The 18,696-nt window shown below is 35.7% G+C and carries 18 protein-coding genes; 7 read left to right on the top strand and 11 right to left on the bottom strand.

Going from position 1 to position 18,696, the window contains the following annotated elements:
• Positions 1–31: 31 nt before the first annotated feature.
• On the top strand, positions 32–535 hold the full coding sequence (locus tag MUA40_RS05350) for a universal stress protein (RefSeq protein ID WP_016425331.1): 504 nt from the start codon (positions 32–34) through the stop codon (positions 533–535).
• 317 nt (positions 536–852) lie between these two features.
• Here MUA40_RS05350 and MUA40_RS05345 read toward each other — a convergent pair whose 3' ends face one another.
• From MUA40_RS05345 to ezrA, 9 genes are all read right to left on the bottom strand, one after another.
• Complete coding sequence (locus MUA40_RS05345) at positions 853–2,052, bottom strand: acetate kinase (RefSeq protein ID WP_167732789.1); 1,200 nt, start codon at positions 2,050–2,052, stop codon at positions 853–855.
• A gap of 78 nt (positions 2,053–2,130) precedes the next feature.
• A complete protein-coding gene (locus tag MUA40_RS05340; protein ID WP_016425333.1) occupies positions 2,131–3,078 on the bottom strand; it encodes a class I SAM-dependent methyltransferase in 948 nt (315 codons plus the stop codon).
• A gap of 107 nt (positions 3,079–3,185) precedes the next feature.
• On the bottom strand, positions 3,186–3,680 hold the full coding sequence (gene tpx / locus MUA40_RS05335; protein WP_016425334.1) for a thiol peroxidase: 495 nt from the start codon (positions 3,678–3,680) through the stop codon (positions 3,186–3,188).
• A gap of 61 nt (positions 3,681–3,741) precedes the next feature.
• Positions 3,742–4,326, bottom strand: coding sequence for an RDD family protein (locus MUA40_RS05330; RefSeq protein ID WP_016425335.1), 585 nt, complete (start codon positions 4,324–4,326; stop codon positions 3,742–3,744).
• 8 nt (positions 4,327–4,334) lie between these two features.
• Positions 4,335–5,324 (bottom strand): signal peptide peptidase SppA, encoded by a 990-nt coding sequence (sppA, locus tag MUA40_RS05325; protein WP_167732788.1) that lies wholly within the window; start codon positions 5,322–5,324, stop codon positions 4,335–4,337.
• 152 nt (positions 5,325–5,476) lie between these two features.
• Complete coding sequence (locus MUA40_RS05320) at positions 5,477–6,253, bottom strand: sulfite exporter TauE/SafE family protein (protein ID WP_016425337.1); 777 nt, start codon at positions 6,251–6,253, stop codon at positions 5,477–5,479.
• 19 nt (positions 6,254–6,272) lie between these two features.
• Positions 6,273–7,493, bottom strand: a complete 1,221-nt coding sequence (gene thiI, locus MUA40_RS05315) for a tRNA uracil 4-sulfurtransferase ThiI (protein ID WP_126496542.1) — start codon at positions 7,491–7,493, stop codon at positions 6,273–6,275.
• Positions 7,490–8,623, bottom strand: a complete 1,134-nt coding sequence (locus MUA40_RS05310; protein ID WP_016425339.1) for a cysteine desulfurase family protein — start codon at positions 8,621–8,623, stop codon at positions 7,490–7,492. Before MUA40_RS05310 ends, thiI begins: the two co-directional genes overlap by 4 nt.
• 182 nt (positions 8,624–8,805) lie before the next feature.
• Positions 8,806–10,506: a septation ring formation regulator EzrA gene (gene ezrA / locus MUA40_RS05305; RefSeq protein WP_194513704.1), complete on the bottom strand. Its 1,701-nt coding sequence runs from the start codon at positions 10,504–10,506 to the stop codon at positions 8,806–8,808.
• Positions 10,507–10,688: 182 nt separating this feature from the next.
• On the opposite strand from ezrA, the gene MUA40_RS05300 reads away from it, so the two are divergent.
• Together MUA40_RS05300 and rpsD are read left to right on the top strand one after the other, a co-directional pair.
• A complete protein-coding gene (locus tag MUA40_RS05300) occupies positions 10,689–11,144 on the top strand; it encodes a GAF domain-containing protein (protein ID WP_016425341.1) in 456 nt (151 codons plus the stop codon).
• 232 nt (positions 11,145–11,376) lie between these two features.
• On the top strand, positions 11,377–11,979 hold the full coding sequence (gene rpsD, locus MUA40_RS05295; RefSeq protein ID WP_262569986.1) for a 30S ribosomal protein S4: 603 nt from the start codon (positions 11,377–11,379) through the stop codon (positions 11,977–11,979).
• A gap of 387 nt (positions 11,980–12,366) precedes the next feature.
• On the opposite strand, the gene MUA40_RS05290 is transcribed toward rpsD, so the two are convergent.
• Positions 12,367–12,699: a transposase family protein gene (locus MUA40_RS05290; protein WP_167733123.1), complete on the bottom strand. Its 333-nt coding sequence runs from the start codon at positions 12,697–12,699 to the stop codon at positions 12,367–12,369.
• Between the two features lie 421 nt (positions 12,700–13,120).
• On the opposite strand from MUA40_RS05290, the gene MUA40_RS05285 reads away from it, so the two are divergent.
• Positions 13,121–14,077, top strand: coding sequence for an ornithine cyclodeaminase family protein (locus MUA40_RS05285; protein WP_016425344.1), 957 nt, complete (start codon positions 13,121–13,123; stop codon positions 14,075–14,077).
• Between the two features lie 103 nt (positions 14,078–14,180).
• Here MUA40_RS05285 and MUA40_RS05280 read toward each other — a convergent pair whose 3' ends face one another.
• On the bottom strand, positions 14,181–14,924 hold the full coding sequence (locus tag MUA40_RS05280) for a glycerophosphodiester phosphodiesterase (protein ID WP_155976456.1): 744 nt from the start codon (positions 14,922–14,924) through the stop codon (positions 14,181–14,183).
• A gap of 76 nt (positions 14,925–15,000) precedes the next feature.
• On the opposite strand from MUA40_RS05280, the gene MUA40_RS05275 reads away from it, so the two are divergent.
• The 3 genes from MUA40_RS05275 (at position 15,001) to serA (ending at position 18,468) form a co-directional block, all read left to right on the top strand.
• Complete coding sequence (locus MUA40_RS05275) at positions 15,001–15,498, top strand: SACOL1771 family peroxiredoxin (RefSeq protein ID WP_167732993.1); 498 nt, start codon at positions 15,001–15,003, stop codon at positions 15,496–15,498.
• Between the two features lie 221 nt (positions 15,499–15,719).
• On the top strand, positions 15,720–16,880 hold the full coding sequence (locus MUA40_RS05270; protein WP_167732992.1) for a pyridoxal-phosphate-dependent aminotransferase family protein: 1,161 nt from the start codon (positions 15,720–15,722) through the stop codon (positions 16,878–16,880).
• A complete protein-coding gene (gene serA / locus MUA40_RS05265) occupies positions 16,870–18,468 on the top strand; it encodes a phosphoglycerate dehydrogenase (protein ID WP_194369310.1) in 1,599 nt (532 codons plus the stop codon). Before MUA40_RS05270 ends, serA begins: the two co-directional genes overlap by 11 nt.
• Positions 18,469–18,696 lie beyond the last annotated feature (228 nt).

The following is an 18,696-nucleotide window of genomic DNA, read 5'->3' as shown; positions in this document are numbered from 1 at the left end:
ATAAAAGTGAAATAAGAAAGGGGTTTTCGCTATGTTTATGTACAAAAATATTTTGATTGCTGTTGATGGTTCTCATGAAGCAGAATGGGCGTTCAATAAAGCACTTGCCGTTGCAAAACGTAACGATGCAAAGTTAACAGTAGTGAATGTCATTGATTCTAGAACTTACACATCATTTGAAGTATATGATTCACATTTTACTGAAAAATCAAAATCATTTGCCGAAAAATTATTGGACGGCTACCGTCAAGTTGCCGAAGATGAAGGGGTTCATAATGTTGAAACACGTTTAGAATTCGGATCTCCAAAATCAATTATTCCTAAGTTAGCAAGTGAAGACGAATCAGGCGTAGACTTAGTCATGTGTGGGACTTCAGGGCTTAATGCTGTTGAACGCTTTATTGTCGGCTCAGTATCTGAAGCGATTGTTCGCCATGCAACTTGTGACGTACTTGTCGTTCGTACTGAACAAATCCCAGAAAACTTTGAACCAAAAGTTGCGACTGAAGAATTTTTGAAAGACTTTAGCATTTAAACCTAATCTTAATAAAGTGAATTATATTTAAAGATGTCATATTTTTAGAGCACATCTTTTATGCAGTGAGCGAATTAATAGTCGCTCACTGTTTTATTTTAATAATTAAATGCATTCAAAAACCTCTTCGCCCCCCTCTCCTAAAACAGAAAAGGTAGAGCTAAAATCGTTTTGATTTCAGTTCTACCTCAATCAGATGACGCGCGTGACTAAACACGTTTCACGAACCCTTACGTCATCCTTATTATGTGATTTCATAGTTTGAATTCTTTATAACTTAAGTCGCTTATACGATGTAAACTAATTTTTCCAACAAATTAAGCTAACTCACCAAAAGTCATTACATCTCGTGCAATCATTACTTCTTCATTCGTTGGAATCACTAACACTTTAACCGGTGAATGTGGGTAGTTTAATTCAGCTTCTTTACCACGTAATCCTTCGTTTTTACGAGGATCCCAATAAACGCCCATAAATTCTAATCCTTCTAATACACGCGCACGTACTGTATCAGAGTTTTCACCCACACCAGCAGTGAAGATAATTACATCAACGCCATGCATACGTGTCGCATATGATCCCATGTATTTATGGATACGTGAAGCGAATACTTCTAATGCAAGTTCTGCACGTTCGTTGCCTTCTTTTGCATCACCTTCAATATCACGTAAATCAGAAGAAGTGCCTGTAATACCTAATAAACCAGACTCTTTATTTAAAATATTTAATACTTCATCTGCAGTTTTACCTGTTTTTTCCATGATGAATGGAATAAGTGCTGGGTCGATATTACCTGAACGTGTTCCCATTGTCACACCTGCTAATGGCGTGAATCCCATTGAGGTATCAATTGATTTTCCACCATCAATCGCAGCAATTGAAGCACCGTTACCAATGTGACATGAAATGATGCGCAATTCTTCAACAGGTTTATTTAAAATTTCTGCTGCACGTTGTGATACATATTTGTGACTTGTACCGTGGAAGCCATATTTACGAATACCATATTTTTTATAGTAATCATAAGGTAAACTATAAAGGTACGCAGATTCAGGCATTGTTTGATGGAAAGATGTATCAAACACAGCCACATGCGGAATATTTGGTAAAAGCTTTCTAAAAGCTAAAATACCCATTAAATTCGCTGGATTATGAAGTGGTGCCAAATCTGTTAAGCTTTCAATATCACTTACAACTTGGTCATTAACAAGCGCTGATTGAGGGAAAACTTCTCCACCATGAACCACACGATGACCTGTACCGTCAATGTCATTAATATCATTGATGATACCATGTTTTTGTAAGCTTTCTAACATAATGTTAACAGCTTGTTCATGGTCTTTAATATCTTCTACCTCTTTAAATTTTTCGCCATTGAATTCAATGGTAAAAATTGAATCTTTTAAACCAATACGCTCGATTAAACCTTTTGTGATAAGTTTTTCTTCTGGCATTTCAATTAATTGAAATTTCAATGATGAGCTACCAGCGTTAATCGCCAAAATTAACTTTGACATGTAAACGGCCTCCAATATTTTTAATTTATTTAAATCTATTTAACCATTAATACAGTTTGATTTCAAGAGTGCAACAGCTTAATTTTTAGGGTGATTTTGTGACAACCAAGCCGTTAGTTCAGATAAAAATTGTTGAAAATTTTGTGGATTTTTAAAATCTGGAATATTTGCGAGTAAAACTTCTGCAGGCGTTGTGACGTGTTGTTCCTTACGTTGTAAAATTAAGATTGATTTTTGCGCACGCTCATTTTTGAATAAATTCTTTGGTAAATTAAGAAACGCTTGCATTTCTGTTTCTGTTGCAATGAAATTTTCTAACTGTTTCACATGCTCGCCTTCAAAAATTAGGCTTGGCACAACTAAGAAAACGTATCCTGATGGCTTAACCGCGTGAACCGCTTGCTCAATAAATAGATAATGTGAGAAACTGTGTCCCTCTTCAAAGCCTAACTGTAACTGTTCGCTTCGACTATCATTCGGATAATAACCAATAGGCAAATCTCCTACAACAACATCTGCATCTTCAAAAGGTAAAGGCATAATTGCATCTTGTGGATATACATCAAAAGGAATTTCTAGGAAGTTAGCCAGGTGCACACTGACTCTTGAAAGCACGGGGTCTACTTCAACAAGATGATGCATCAATGTATAATCCGTCATCACCTCATGAATTGTCGCACTTAGATGACCTGCACCGCTACCTAAATCAGCAATGTGCAACTCGGACTGGTCTTGTTGAAATTGAGAAACTAAGAAACCTAAAATCAATCCAATAGAGTCAGGCGTAATCTGATGATTCGCTTGAACTTCTTCTTTTTGCAACTGATTTAAGTATGCAAATTGAAAAGCTTTTCTTCTATCTTGTAATGTCGCTTGCTCTAACAATTCGCGTTGCGATGTATAAATACGTTCCATCGCTAAACCTAAATTTTCGATAAAGCTTTGACCATTTTCTTCATTTAATTGTTGCGTCAATTCATCGATTTGTTGGAACAATTTTTCCATTATCGATTTTGATTCTGTCATCAAATCATCCTTTCACAAAAACAGGGGACGAATCAGAAGTCTATCCATACAATTGGGACTTCTTCATCTCCCCCAATAATGACTATGATTGCCCTAATAATACCAGTTTAAACGTTTCGATAAGCTTCAAGTGCCGCTTCGAAATTCGGAAAATCTGTGCCTTCAGGTACAATTTCTTTATAAACCACTTTATTGTTTTCATCTAAAACAAACACAGAGCGTGCTAGTAATTGTAAACCTTCCATGATTAAACCATAATTTTCACCAAATGAATGGTTTTGGTAATCACTTAATGTAATCACATTATCTAAGCCCGTCGATGCACACCATCTTTGTTGTGCAAACGGCAAGTCAACCGAAATTGTTAAAACATAACCGTCTTCTGTGCTTGCTTCTTCGTTAAATTTACGTGTTTGTTGATCACAAACACCTGTGTCAAGAGATGGTACGACATTAATCATTTTTTTCTTCCCATCATATTGAGAGAGAGACACACCTTGTAAACTGTTATCAACGACAGTAAAATCTGGTGCCTGATCGCCTACGTTAACCTCTTTACCTAATAATTGAATAGGATTTTGTTTAAATGTAATTTGTGTCATTTATTGTGCCTCCTTAAAAGATTACTTTTTTATTATATCGTCTTGCTATGATGTTATCACGTCAGACACCTTCATTTTCTTTAATGTAATGAAGATATTTATTCTTTACGACCACCGTATTGGCAAAGTAATCATGTATACCGATATGCTTCGGTGTAAATATCACCGCAAGATAAGGCAAACCGAACAAGACATTTGAAATCAGTCTACCAATCCATTCTCTAAAAAGAACATCCGTCCAATTAGGTTGATGAATATCGACCGTATATACTTTTAGCCCCATAATCATCTTTCCAACTGTTTGTTGAAAGAAATAGGTCATTAAGACGAAGTAACCAAAGTATATCAATGCATCCAAAATATGACCTACACTAAAATAGTCAATCCATAATTTCCATTCATCGATACCCGTCAGTGCATAGAGTGGATTGAGGACAATTTGTGTTATCCCCCACAATATTCCTAAATCTATCAAATAACTGATGAAACGTCTCCAAAACCCTGCATAAAAGAAGGCGTTTAATTCATATTGATATTGTTCTATCGTTTTTTTAGCACGTTGATTGCCATGTTGAAACTGCTGACTATTCATATCATGATAGTTTGGTTGCGAAGGATTATAGTTTTGCTGTATTGATCTGTCCATCATACGACCTACCCTTCATATTTATACATCGGTCTCGTTTGAGCTTCATTGTTCAAGATTTGTTTGATATTTTGAACATCTGAGCGTAAACCATTCACAAATGATTTCATACCTAGAAAACTTGTTAAATCACTTGAGTTTTGATCAAAAGTGATGATTTGTGGATCATCTGCTTTAATGGCTTTCTCTAAGTCTTTTAACGTTTGATCTTTATACGCAATTTGATCTATTAGACCATTTGCTTTTGCTTGTTGTGCACTATAAATACGACCATCAGCGAGCTTTCTCACTTTCGCTTCTGACATGTGACGCCCTTTTTTAACAACATCAACAAATTGATCAAAACTATCTTTATTAATTGACTGAAGAATTTGTCTCTCTTCATCTGTCATTTTACGAGAGCCACTTAAAATATCTTTATGTGCACCTGATTTAATCGTATTGGTCTTAATACCTAGATCATCCAATAATTTTGAATAATCTTTTGACTCAGAAATTACACCAATAGATCCTGTCAATGTTTGAGGTCCTGCATAAATTTTATCTGCTGGTGCCGAAATATAATAACCACCAGAAGCTGCTAAAGTTTCCATTTGTACGTAAATCTTTTTACCCGCATCTTTAACTGCTTTCAATTTATGATAAAACTCATCACTTTCGTATGTACCGCCACCTGGGCTGTTCACATTTAACAATACACCTTTTATTGAATCATCATTTTTAATTGTTTCAAGTTGATTTAAAGCTACTTGGTGATTATACTCACCGCCGCCACCAAATAAGCTGGGTGCACCTGTATCTTGTATTGCACCATTGACTGTAATTTCTGCAATTTGATTTGACTTGTCGCCTTCTTGTACAACTGTACTTGGGGCTTCAGCATTAATATTTACTTCTCCATTAAAAAAAGAAGAAACAATTGAGGTCAATGCACTGGTAAGAATTCCTCCTATTATGATGACACTCGCTAAAATTATTGCAATAATTCTTTTCGACATTTTTGACGTCCTTTCCTTTAGGTTACGTTCATCATAACAAATATAAGTTTTTTTCGCGATATTTCTTAAAATGATTATTTGTAATGCTGAATTTTTGTTAAAACCTTTACTTTCTCTTCACATTTTTACTTTATTGATGAACGTGTTCACTGTTATAAATATCTCTGAAAATAATCGAATGCATTTTTTAAGATTAAAACGAGCGTGATCACAATAAATAAGACTTTGACATAGCCTACACCTTTTTTAATAGCAAACCATGCACCACAATATGAACCCGCAATCATACTTATCGCCATAATCAAGCCATAAACATAATCTACACGGTCAAGAAATATAAAGAGCAATAATGCGCCTAAATTGGATGCAAAATTTAATACTTTAGCATTGCCTGCTGCACTTAAGAAATCAAAACCAAATAATAAAAATACAAATAATAAGAAGGAGCCTGTTCCGCCTCCTAAAAATCCATCATAAAAACCGATAATTGTAATCAAACCAATCAATAGCAGAACTTTGAAGGGCGTTAGCGTTTCGTATGTCCGAATACTGCCCCAATCTTTTTTTAAAAGTGTGTACAATAAAACAACCGTTAAAATGAAAATTACTAAAGGTTTGAGCAAATTTGCTGGTAAAAACACAGCGAGGCATGCGCCAATAATGGCCGCAATAAATGAAAGAGGAAATAATTTAAGTACAATATTTAAATCTACTTTTCCAGAACGAATAAAGCGAATCGCACTGGTCAAAGAACCAAATGCGCTCGCCAGTTTGTTAGTTCCAAGGGCCATGGCTGGTGGCATACCAATGGCTAACAAGGCAGGGATTGAAATCAAGCCCCCACCACCGACCACAGCATCAATAAATGCAGCCAAAAACCCTAATAAAATCACAATTAAAATCAATGTCCCATCCACTTCGAATATCATCGTCAAGCCCCCTTAATTACTAGAACAAATCGCCATCCCATGCTTCTTGTTCTGCTTGATATGCATTGTAATTTTTATCGACAACGATTGTCTCAATGTTTTCAACAGCTTTATTGATCATATCTTCAAAATCAAATCCTGATTCATATTGAACCACTTTATCAAATTGTGGCTCTGTAATCGGATTTTTAGGCGTAAAAATCGTACAGCAATCTTCGTAAGGTTGAATTGAAGTCTCAAATGTACCGATTGCTTTCGCTTTTTTAATAATTTCTTCTTTGTCTAAAGTGAGCAAAGGTCTCAATATCGGTGTGTTTGTTACCGCGTTAATGGCATACATACTTTTGAGTGTTTGGCTCGCCACTTGGCCTAAATTTTCACCATTGACTATCGCATCTGCACCAATGTTATGAACGACTTTATCTGCAATTCTTAACATCATTCTGCGTGTAGAAGTCATCGTATAGCGTTCATTTACGACTTTATGAATTTGTTTTTGTACCTCTGTAAATGGCACGATATGCAATTTAATCGTACCTACCCTTTCAGCCATAATTCTTGTCAATTCAATAACTTTTTCTTTCGCTTTTTCACTTGTAAAAGGCGGACTATGGAAATGAATTGCTTCAATTGTGACACCACGTCGCATCACTTCCATACCTGCAACTGGAGAATCAATACCTCCCGATAACATTAGTAAAGTTTTTCCACCTGTGCCTACAGGAAGACCGCCAATAGCGGGGATAATGCGATCATACATATAGATGGCATCTTTTCTGACTTCTATCTTAATTTCATGCTTCGGGTTTCTTACATCCACTTTTAATTGCGGTGCACTTTTGAGTACTGCACCACCTACCATACGTTGAATTGCAAACGTTTCATGTTCGAACGTTTTATCAGAGCGTTTCACATCAATTTTGAATGTGTCGCCTTCTTGATAACTTTCTGCAAAAAGCTTCGCATGCTGATAAACCGTATCCATTGATTTTTCAATTTTTAAAACAGGGCTGATCGAATGGACACCGAACACTTTAGAAATTCGTGACATCATTTCTTCTATATCTGCATTCGGTTCTAATTGTATATACATCCGGTCACGATTCGCTTTAACGTCATACCCTTGTAACGGCATGAGCGCACGTTTTACATTTGAACGTAATTGGCTTACGAATGTTTTTCGATTTCCTCCTTTTAATGTTAATTCGCCATATCTGACTAAAATATGATCATAAATCATTTTAACAACTCCTTAACTTCCCGATATACCAGATCAAAAATAGATTTAAATTGCTCAATGTCTTCATCACGTGTATGTTGATCAAAAGACAGACGAATACTTCCTAAAATACGATCAACAGAAATATTCATCGCTTGCAATACTTCGTTGATGTTTGAATGTTTAGAAGAGCAAGCACTTGTCGTTGAAATCATGACACCATGCTTAGAAAATGCGTTCACGAGTACTTCTCCACGTACACCTGGAAAAGCTAAATTCAATATATGAGGAGATGCATCATGAGGTGAATTAATATAGACACCCTCATAATCTTTTAACCAATCTCTTAATGATTGATTCACGCTTTCAAGTGATTGCATTGTGTCTTGTTGTTTTTCAATAGCTAACCGAATAGCCTTAGCTAAAGCAACATTATTTGCCACATTGACAGTACCGCTTCTCAAACCAAATTCTTGCCCACCACCCTGTATTGTTGGATAGATGTGATGAACATTCTTTAATACAAGGAGCCCTTGTCCTTTAAGTCCGTTAAACTTGTGACCACTAATAGAGAGGCTATCAATCCCTTCCATTTGAATAGGATACTTTCCTACTGCTTGAACAGCATCGACGTGAAAATGAACTTTTGGATAATCTGTTAAAGCATCTATTATTTCTTTGATCGGTTGCACTTGTCCCATGATGTTATTGACTTGCATACATGTAACCAAAATGACGTCATTAGAAAGTAAAGATTTCAAATGATCAATATTGATTTTACCTTCCCCAGTCACTTTGACATACTTTAAATTAAACCCTTCTTTTTCAAGTTCACGCATCACTTCTAATACGGAAGGATGTTCGAGCACTGAAGTAATAATCGTATTGCCAAACGCTCTTTTTTGGTAAGCAGCGCCTTTGAGTGCCATATTATTAGATTCAGTCGCACCACTTGTAAAAATGAGTACTTCATTTTTCAACTGTAAAGACGCTTTAATTTGTTCTCTCGCATTTTCTAATAAACGACCGGCCTCTAAACCTTTATCGTGAGGACTATTGGGATTGAAGTAAAATTGTTCATTGACCTTAACAAAGCTCGACAACACAGAAGCATCGGGTTTCGTCGTTGCTGCGTTATCAAAATATAACATGTTATAAACTCCCTCTCTTTAAATATCATGTTTCATTGTACTACAACTCAACCGTTACATGTAAAATACAATCGCTATTTTCTAAAATTTATTGATTAAGGTCAAGTCCTGCACTCAAAAAAACCGAGTGAACCTATTTTAAATCGTTCACTCGGTTTTAAACCCTATTGTTTGATTACATTTTAAGGTTGTTGCTCTAAAACTTCTCTTTCAATATGTTGCGCGATACCTGGTTCTAACAATTCAAGCGCTTGTTCAGAAATTTCACTTGAACGTTTATAACGATTATTTTTAAAGAGTCTTTCTGCTTCATTAAGACTTTTATCTAAATCGTGATTATCTTTTCGATAACGGTTACCATATTGAATTAAACGTTCAGCATAGACAGCGTTGATTAATACGTCATTCGCCTCATCTTCAAATTTATTCATTTGAAGAACGACTTTATTCACTTTGTCTTTTAACTGTTGAACATTAATTGGGCGCTCACTAAAGCGTTTATTTACATCTCTCACTTCGTAATCAATTTCATTTTTCAAAATGATAAAGCGTTCTGGAACACTTGTGAGGTTAGAAGCAAGTAATCGTCGATAGATTTCTTCCTTTTTACCTTGTACACGTAAAATATGCTCTTCTGCTTCCGCCTCATCTTCACGTAATGAAACTAAGTGATTTTGTAACTTTTCTTGTTTTTCATTAATGACCTCAACGTGATCTTCGATATATTTTAAGTTATCTTGTACTTCACTATATCTCACTGCTGATTTAGCCATTTCTGATAAAATCTCATCGTAAACTGAAATTAAATTTTGAATTTCATTTTCAAATTGGCGAACACTTTGAACATCGCTCTCATTTATGTAATAGTTTTCGCGCACATATTCTATTTCAGTTTGTAATGTATAGTTCATATCTTTAGCATGAAATAAATCGCTTGTAATACGTTCTTTTGATTCTTCAACTGCATTTTTTGATTTAACTTCATGCTCGATTAAGTCATACATTTCATCAAGTTGGTCGTTGATTTCAACGAGTTTATCATTGGCTTCATCAAGTTCTAGACGGCTTATCATAGGTTCGACAAAGCTCAGCTCAGTTTTCAAACTTTGGAGTGTGCTGTCCACCTTCACATGATCTAAGTCATAACCTTCTACTTTTAAATCACGTACACCATATTTAAGATCTTGAAATTGTCCTGGCAACTCTTTTTGTGCTTCTCTGATTAAATCAGGAATTTCAGCCATATCTTCTTTTAAATAAGAAATATCTTGATCTAATGCTTTAATATGCGAATGCGCTTCTTGATAATTGCCTTCTTCTTTAAGCGATTCATAAACTTCAAATTCAGGTTCAAACGCTTCAATTTCTTTTTCTAATAGTCCTGCTGCTTCACCATATTGATGACGATTGGCTAAAACATCTCTTTTTAATTTGCGATGCTCATCTTTTGCTTTCTCATAAATGGTATCGCTTTCCTGATGTGTTTGAAAAACTTTGTCTGCTTTTCCGATTAACTCCTGATGTCTCGCTTCATATTGATCCATTAATGCATGGGCATCATCGATATCAGTTTGAGCCAATGAAAATTTGAATTTATCAAGATTAACTTCCGCTTCATGAATCTTTTCATCTACAGGAACTAAAAATTCAGTCGAACTTTCTGTCCAATTTTGGTTTAAAGCGTCAAACTGTGTTTTAGTCTCCCCAGATAAATGTAATGTCTGTAATTTTTCTAAACTTTCGTCATAAGACAATGCATTCAATTTTTCGCGTCGCTCTTCAGCAGACTGAATAATCGATCTTTTATTTGAACGCATATAAAATAAGATTCCGATTGCAGTCAAAATAATGATGATAATCGCTAGTATAATATATAGTGCCATGTCCACTCGTCTCCTCCTAAATACATAAAACCATTATAACGTAATTTCATGGCGCATTAAAATAAAATCTCAAAATATATAGACATTTTCCAAATTTTTATTTTAATCGTATTAGAAAATTGCGCACTCGCATTGAGATAGCTATAATATTGATAAAATTTGATTGAAAGCGAGTGAAAAAAATGACACAGTCTACTGATTATCAATTGTTAGCTAGACAATTGGATGCGCTTCTAGAAGGAGAAACGGATTTAATTGCCAATTTAAGTAATACTTCGGCTTTACTCAATGAAAATTTAGACCAAATTAACTGGGTTGGTTTTTATTTAATGAAAGAAGGTGCGCTGATTCTTGGACCATTTCAAGGGAAAACAGCATGCGTTCATATACAAGTGGGACAAGGAGTTTGTGGCACAGCTGTACAAGAAGGTAAAACACAACGCGTTGAAGATGTTCATGCTTTTCCAGGACACATAGCATGTGATGCGAATAGCCAATCAGAAATAGTTATTCCATTACATAAAAATGGTGAAGTTGTCGGCGTGTTAGATATTGACGCCCCTATCCAAAATCGTTTTAGTGCAGATGATGAAGCAGGACTTGAAAACATCGTTCACGTCTTAGAATCACACTTGTAAATTGATTTAATTTTATGTTTGACATTTCCTATCAAAATGGTACAATGAATTTTGTGTGAATTAACGAAAATAGCAGTTGTATATTAATAGGCACTATAATGTTCCCGAAGCGGACGTGCCGTGTAACCGGAGCTATGAGGCGAGGACACATAAAACATTATATCCTATTGAGCATTCAACACTCTTTTTTGTTTTTTCATAACAACAAAAAAGAAAAAGGAGGAGTCACATTATGGCTCGATTCAGAGGTTCTAGCTGGAAAAAATCTCGTCGTTTAGGTATCTCATTATCAGGTACTGGTAAAGAATTAGAAAAACGTCCTTACGCACCAGGACAACACGGTCCAACTCAACGTAAAAAATTATCTGAGTATGGATTACAATTACGTGAAAAACAAAAATTACGTTACTTATATGGAATGACTGAACGTCAATTCCGTAACACTTTTGAAACTGCTGGTAAACAAGGCGGTATCCATGGTGAAAACTTCATGATCTTACTTGCTAGCCGTTTAGATGCAGTTGTATATTCTTTAGGTTTAGCACGTACACGTCGTCAAGCACGTCAATTAGTTTGTCACGGTCATGTTGAAGTAGATGGTAAACGTGTAGATATCCCATCATATACTTTAAAACCTGGTCAAGTGATTTCAGTACGTGAAAAATCACAAAAATTAGCTATCATCGAAGAATCAGTTGAAATTAACAATTTCGTACCTGATTACTTAGACTTTGATGCTGATAGCTTAAAAGGTACTTTCGTTCGTCTTCCAGAGCGTAGCGAATTACCTGCAGAAATCAACGAGCAATTAATCGTTGAGTACTACTCACGTTAATCGTTAGCTTATATGACACCAAGTATGAATTCATACTTGGTGTTTTTTTATTCAGAGCTTGAGACGACAATTATGACTTCTCCTTCCAAGGTGCATGCCCCAGCCTGTAAGCTTCAGCTCGTCCAGTTCCCTCAGACATCTCTTCATCAACACTTCGTTGAGTGGTCCCTTATTTTAAAAGGCTGTACACTTTATATGGTGGTTATGTGTCTATAATAATTAAGTCGCAAACTTCCGATTGCTTCTTCGAGTCTCGCTTTCCCAGGCGCCTTACCTCAACTAATTTTGGCTTTTATTGTAGCTCATAAGAAGCCAAAATGGATTTTCGGTTTCGGCTCTATGCCTCGGGAGTCTCGACTCGGTACGCAATCTATTTAAGCAATTTCACTATTGAAAAGTGGCATTGCTTACTTTATGAATCACACGTTTTACAGAAGATGCAGAAACGTTACAATCACTTGCGATATCAGTTTCTGAGCGAACTTGTGTTGCTTTATCTATAATGGCTTTCTGAACATGGTTTGAGATAAAACAGTTATCCTCAACAACATTTGTTTTAGAAGTAAAAGTCCGACCACAAACCATACATTTAAAACGTTGTTTTAACAGATTTAAATACACTGCTATCTCTTGGAATCTTAAAAAAGTAATTCGCGATAAACGTTTTCCGTATTTGTGTATTCGGTTTGGATTCGTATGATAACAGTGAGGACAAGTCATAGGCTTGTATGAAAGGGTACCAAAGATGACGTTAGATTTCTTACCTCTAATAACTACATCTTCTTTAACTTTAGTGATTTTAATATTATTATCTTTAATATATCATTACACATAGGCGCAATATGTCTCCTTTATTTTTGGTTTAGTCACTTAAAATTATAGAGGCATTTGCGCTATTTTTGTACAAAAAAGCAGGATGACTTATGTCATCCCACCATAAAAAATGAAGAACCTTTTAAAATCATGGTTTGTCCCCTCTTCTGTTCCAAAATTTTGGTCAATTAAATTTTCGTAAAAAGAGACATAAATTTGTTATTTTCCTATACACGCACTCATCAACTGTATCGCTTTTATTATTTCACATCGTTTCTTCTTTATTTTATACTTTGAGATAGAAACATAAACTGAGGAGGTACGATTTATGCAAGTTTTTAATGAGGAAGCAGTTAAAAATGCTTATCATATTGGAGATGCGATTCAAGATATTGAGGCATTATTTAAAGATATGGAGGGCGTTCGTCAAGCACAAAGAATTGTAATTCCTACAGGTGAAGGTGCGAAATCAATGCTCTATATGCCTTGTATCCACTTGAACAGACAACTAGGTATTATTAAAATTACTTCTATTACACCTGAAAATCCAGACCATGATCGTCCAACGACACAAGGGACAATCATTGTAACGGATTTAAAAACGGGTGAACATGTTGCGAGTATCGATGGAAGTTATTTAACACGCTTAAGAACGGGCGCGTTAAGTGGTATTGCCACACAATATTTAAGTCAAGAAAATGCACAGACGATTGGCATGATTGGTACAGGCGGCATGGCTTTTGAACAATTAATTGCAAATCTTGAAGTAAGACCCATTCAACGTATTTTGCTTTATAATCAATCCAAAGATAAAGCAGAAGATTTAAAAGCACGTATTTTGAAAACGTATTCAGATTATGAAGTTGAAATCGTTGATGATGTGGAAACGTTAGTAACACAATCTGATATTATCAATTGTCAAACCTCTTCAGCTGAGCCTGTTTTTGATGCGGATACTGTTAAACCGGGGACACATATTAATGGCATCGGCTCATATCGTCCAGATATGAAAGAAATTGATAATCGTATCTTACCTAAAGCAGATAAAGTCATTTTTGATGATGTCGAAGGCGTTAAAAAAGAAGCAGGTGAAATCATCGAAGCAAATGAAAAAGGTATTTTTAAATTTGAAGATTATGATGGTGATTTAAAATCATTGTCACTTAATGGTACATTGCAACGCTCAAATGATGAGAGTATCACTGTTTTTAAATGTGTCGGTGCCGCATACTTTGATCTTGCGGTTGCTTTAGGCGCATATGAACGTCTAACAAAAAAACAGTAACGACCGACATTTTCACTTTATCCATGATTAAAAGGAGCAGGAGAGCAACAGAAGTCCACTCGACCGCTGTCACTCTTCTGCTCCTTTTTATCTATAAGCATACTTATACTTTAAATAACTCATTAGGTGCATCAGAAATTATCCCATCAACACCAAGCTGTATCAATCTCTTTGCATCTTCCATACGATTAACAGTGTACGGTATAACCTTTAAGTGATGTTGATGCGCTTTTGAGATAAATTTTTTATTCACCAATTTGAAGTTAGGATTCGCAAAATCTGCAAATTGAGCAAGCTCTTGAAATGCTGGTTGTTTTAACCAATACTTTCTTTTACTTAATAACACGCCTAATTGAATGTAAGGCGCTAAGTCATGCAATTTTTGAATACTTTTCTGATCAAAAGACTGTATGATAATACGATTAAAAGGAAAATTATGTTTTTTAATGGTTTGCACGATTGCCTCTTCAATACCTGGATAGAGATGAGGCTTTTTAATTTCAATCAACAACGTTTTCGAAAAATTTTTAGCGAGTGTCAAAACCTCATCAAACGTCATTATTTCTTCTTTCTTACTCCCCGCTTTCCAACTTCCAAAGTCAAATTCTCGTAATGCATCTAAAGTATAGGATTTAATTTCACCCGTATGATCCGATGTACGATCAATCGTATCATCATGAATAGAGACGAGCACATCATCTTTTGTCATATGCAAATCAATTTCTAACATTTGAATATGTCTGCCAAGTGCAGCTTGATATGCTGATTTCGTATTTTCAGGGTACATTTTTGAAAAACCTCTGTGCGCTACGATTTGAAAATGTTTGGGTGGTTGAATCAATTTCATACAATGAGTCTTCCTTTCAATTCTATCTATATTCTACTACACTTAACTTAACATATTTTTATAAGGAGTGAGACATTTGGCACATCATCAATTTCCAGTTCAAGTGAAGTGGACTGGTGGACGCGATAGTGTTGGAGAAGTAACAGGAAATCATATCCAACATAAGATTTCTATCCCAAGTGAACTTGGAGGTGTCGGTATTGGCACAAATCCTGATGAGCTTTTAGTCAGTGCAGCCGCAAGTTGTATGACAATTTCTTTAGCTGCAACTTTAGAGCGTGCGCATCTAACACCGATAGCAATTAATATGCAGAGTTACGGTGAAGCACAATTTGAACAACAACGATTTAAAATGGTCAAAATCATACATAAACCTGAAATTATTGTTGACCAACTATCCAAGAAGGATCAAATAGAAAAACGGTTGTCTCAATTGATTAAAATTGCAGATCAAAATTGTATGATTTCAAATAGTGTAAGAGGTAACGTTGCGGTTGAAACTGAACCAATAATTAAAATTCAATCTTCTCAGTCATCTTCAAATTCTAACCATCTAATTAAGAAATCAAAATAATAAATAAGTTATACAACGGTGCGATTAGATAATGTATTACAACTATTTTATCTATATTTTCCAAAACCGCATTTATCCTTGTCGGGATGCGGTAAGAGCTTCCATTCGATCTCATTCCACATCCCCTTTCAGCACCAACAAATCCAAAATTTTGTATTGATACCTGTTAATATGTCAGAAAATTTGATAAAATTAAAAAATATTATTAAGGGAGGTTCTCTATGTATACACATCATTCTTTACTTTTAACACCCGGTCCTACCCCAGTACCCCAACGTATCCAAGCACAAATGAACTTACCTATGGTCGGTCACCGGTCAACTGAATTTGAAACAATCGCTGAAGCAGCATTTTCGTCACTTAAACAAGTATTCGGAAGCACAAATGACGTTATGATTTTAACTTCAAGCGGTACAAGTGCACTTGAAGCAAGCATGTTAAATATTGTAAATCCAGATGATACAGTAGTTATCATTGTTTCGGGCGCATTTGGTAACCGTTACAAACAAATTGCTGAAACTTATTTTAATCATGTTCACGTCTATGAAGTCGAATGGGGAAAATCTTTTGAAGTCGATGGTGTCATCGAATTTATTAAAAATATAGAGACACCTGTGAATGCCGTTTTTACACAATATTGCGAAACCTCTACCGCTGTATTACACCCTGTTGCTGAACTCGGCCATGCCCTTAAAGCACACGATCCAAATATATACTATGTTGTTGATGGTGTGAGCTGTATTGGTGCAGTCGATGTTGATTTAACACGCGACGATATTGATGTCCTCGTTTCAGGAAGCCAAAAAGCGTTAATGTTGCCACCCGGCATTGCTTTTGTTGCATACAACGATCGCGCATTGGAACGCTTCAAATCAGTAAAAACGCCACGCTTTTATTTGGATTTAGCCAAGCATCACAATGCTCTCGAAAAACATTCCACACCTTTTACGCCTAATGTTTCGACATTTAGAGGGGTCATCGAATTTCAAAAAATGATATCTGAAGAAGGTTTTGTCAACGTCATTCGCCGTCATTCAACAATTAGAGATGCTGTATGCGCAGCATTAAAAAAATTGGATTTACCTCTTTTGGTTGAAGATCAATATGCGTCACCAACCGTTACTGCTTTTGTACCTAAAGATGAAGCAGAAGTGAAGCACATTAAATCACAATTAGAATCACAGTTTAATATTACAATTGCTGGAGGTCAAGGCCATCTAAAAGGAAAAATTTTGAGAGTCGGGCATATGGGCTTCATCTCACCTTTCGATTTATTACCTTTTATTGCAGGGTTAGAAATGATTTTAACAAAATACCGAAATCAATCTTATATCGGTATAGCAACACAAGCATTTTTGGAGGTTGTTCATAATGAAATATAAAGTTTTAGTCGCAGATCCAATCGCAGAAGAAGGTCTTAAAAGTTTAAATGAGGACCCAGAATTTGAAGTGATACATCAGACCGCATTAACTGAAGAAGCATTGATAAATGAAATCAAAGATTACGATGCTTTAATCGTGCGTAGTCAAACAACAGTATCAGCCGGGGTATTAAAGGCTGGCTCTAGATTAAAAGTAGTCGCTCGTGCTGGTGTAGGTGTTGATAATATTGATATCGATACTGCTACAAAAGAAGGTATTATTGTTATCAATGCACCTGACGGTAACACGATATCCGCTACTGAACACTCAGTTGCAATGTTGTTAAGTATGGCGCGAAATATCCCTCAAGCCCATCAGTCATTGAGTCATGGGACGTGGGATAGAAAAACATTCAGAGGAACAGAATTGTATCGAAAAACACTCGGTGTCATTGGAACAGGGCGCATTGGAACGGGTGTTGCGAAACGATTGCAAAGTTTCGGTATGAAAGTTTTGGCTTATGATCCTTACTTAAGTGAAGAAAAAGCAAAAGAACTTGAATTTACACGCGCATCAATTGACGAAATCGCGCAGCATGCTGACTTTATTACTGTACATACGCCCCTTACAGAAAAAACAAAAGGTATTATTAATCAATCTTTCTTTAATCAAGCAAAACCGAACCTGCAAATTATTAATGTTGCGCGTGGGGGCATCATTGATGAGAAAGCTTTGATTGAAGCATTAGATGACAATAAAATTACAGCAGCAGCGCTTGATGTTTTCGAAAGTGAACCTGCGCATCAATCCGCAGTTGTGAAACATCCAAAAATTATTGTGACACCTCATTTAGGTGCGTCGACAATCGAAGCCCAAGAAAAAGTTGCCGTCTCTGTCGCGGAAGAGATTATCGACATTTTGAAAAATGGGAATGTCAAACATGCAGTTAATGCACCTAAAGGCGTCTTTAATGAAGATGAAGAGTTAAAACCTTTTGTAGAACTTGCTAAAATTACAGGTCAAGTCGGTATTCAAATATTACCTAAAGCACCAAGAACACTTAAAATAACATACGCCGGTGATATCGCATTAGACGATACGAGTCTCATCACTCGAAATCTTGTCACTGGGGTTTTACAACAAGATATGGGTGATCATGTTAACTTGATAAACGCTTTAGTTTTACTTAATGAACAAAACGTTACTTATACGATTGAAAAGACGAAAAAGAAAAAAGGATTTAGCAATTATATTGAGCTTGAATTAATCAATAAAGCGGATAGTTTAAAAATTGGTGCCACAGTTTTAAATGGTTTTGGTCCAAGAATTGTGCGCATTAATGACTATCCTGTTGACTTTAAGCCTGAACAATATCAATTAATTATTAATCACTTTGACCGTCCAGGCATCGTTGGTAAAACAGGTCAAATACTAGGCGAACATGGCGTCAATATCGCTTCTATGCATTTAGGACGTACTCAACTCGGTGGTGACGCGATGATGATTCTTTCTATTGACCATCCGATTAATGATGATGTCCGTAAAGCCTTATTAGAAATTGATGGCTTTCAAAATGTAGTTCAAGTTATTTTAGATCCTTCCAATTAATATGATTCTTAAAAACAAAATATGGGGCATTCTGGACATAAAGTTTTTGATACCCTTGCCTCAATGCACATACTTGCAATGGGTATAAAGTCTTAAATCTATGTTGACTCAACGTCGCAAATGCGAACTTGAGCGTATGTAAAGTCAGACAACCACTACGCGAAGAATGAGGCATAATTAAGCGAAGTCATACAATACGCGGTCTTATAAAAAAGAAGTGTTAAGACG

Source organism: Staphylococcus schleiferi, from assembly GCF_025558325.1.
GTDB lineage: Bacteria > Bacillota > Bacilli > Staphylococcales > Staphylococcaceae > Staphylococcus > Staphylococcus schleiferi.
The sequence above is the reverse complement of the archived record's forward strand: the minus strand, read 5'-3'. Positions and strand labels throughout refer to the sequence as shown.

Excerpts from the sequence above, each read along its gene's own strand:
- MUA40_RS05350 (WP_016425331.1), top strand. The coding sequence starts at position 32 with ATGTTTATGTACAAAAATATTTTGATTGCTGTTGATGGTTCTCATGAA.
- MUA40_RS05345 (WP_167732789.1), bottom strand. The coding sequence starts at position 2,052 with ATGTCAAAGTTAATTTTGGCGATTAACGCTGGTAGCTCATCATTGAAA.
- MUA40_RS05340 (WP_016425333.1), bottom strand. The coding sequence starts at position 3,078 with ATGACAGAATCAAAATCGATAATGGAAAAATTGTTCCAACAAATCGAT.
- tpx (WP_016425334.1), bottom strand. The coding sequence starts at position 3,680 with ATGACACAAATTACATTTAAACAAAATCCTATTCAATTATTAGGTAAA.
- MUA40_RS05330 (WP_016425335.1), bottom strand. The coding sequence starts at position 4,326 with ATGGACAGATCAATACAGCAAAACTATAATCCTTCGCAACCAAACTAT.
- sppA (WP_167732788.1), bottom strand. The coding sequence starts at position 5,324 with ATGTCGAAAAGAATTATTGCAATAATTTTAGCGAGTGTCATCATAATA.
- MUA40_RS05320 (WP_016425337.1), bottom strand. The coding sequence starts at position 6,253 with ATGATATTCGAAGTGGATGGGACATTGATTTTAATTGTGATTTTATTA.
- thiI (WP_126496542.1), bottom strand. The coding sequence starts at position 7,493 with ATGATTTATGATCATATTTTAGTCAGATATGGCGAATTAACATTAAAA.
- MUA40_RS05310 (WP_016425339.1), bottom strand. The coding sequence starts at position 8,623 with ATGTTATATTTTGATAACGCAGCAACGACGAAACCCGATGCTTCTGTG.
- ezrA (WP_194513704.1), bottom strand. The coding sequence starts at position 10,506 with ATGGCACTATATATTATACTAGCGATTATCATCATTATTTTGACTGCA.
- MUA40_RS05300 (WP_016425341.1), top strand. The coding sequence starts at position 10,689 with ATGACACAGTCTACTGATTATCAATTGTTAGCTAGACAATTGGATGCG.
- rpsD (WP_262569986.1), top strand. The coding sequence starts at position 11,377 with ATGGCTCGATTCAGAGGTTCTAGCTGGAAAAAATCTCGTCGTTTAGGT.
- MUA40_RS05290 (WP_167733123.1), bottom strand. The coding sequence starts at position 12,699 with ATGACTTGTCCTCACTGTTATCATACGAATCCAAACCGAATACACAAA.
- MUA40_RS05285 (WP_016425344.1), top strand. The coding sequence starts at position 13,121 with ATGCAAGTTTTTAATGAGGAAGCAGTTAAAAATGCTTATCATATTGGA.
- MUA40_RS05280 (WP_155976456.1), bottom strand. The coding sequence starts at position 14,924 with ATGAAATTGATTCAACCACCCAAACATTTTCAAATCGTAGCGCACAGA.
- MUA40_RS05270 (WP_167732992.1), top strand. The coding sequence starts at position 15,720 with ATGTATACACATCATTCTTTACTTTTAACACCCGGTCCTACCCCAGTA.
- serA (WP_194369310.1), top strand. The coding sequence starts at position 16,870 with ATGAAATATAAAGTTTTAGTCGCAGATCCAATCGCAGAAGAAGGTCTT.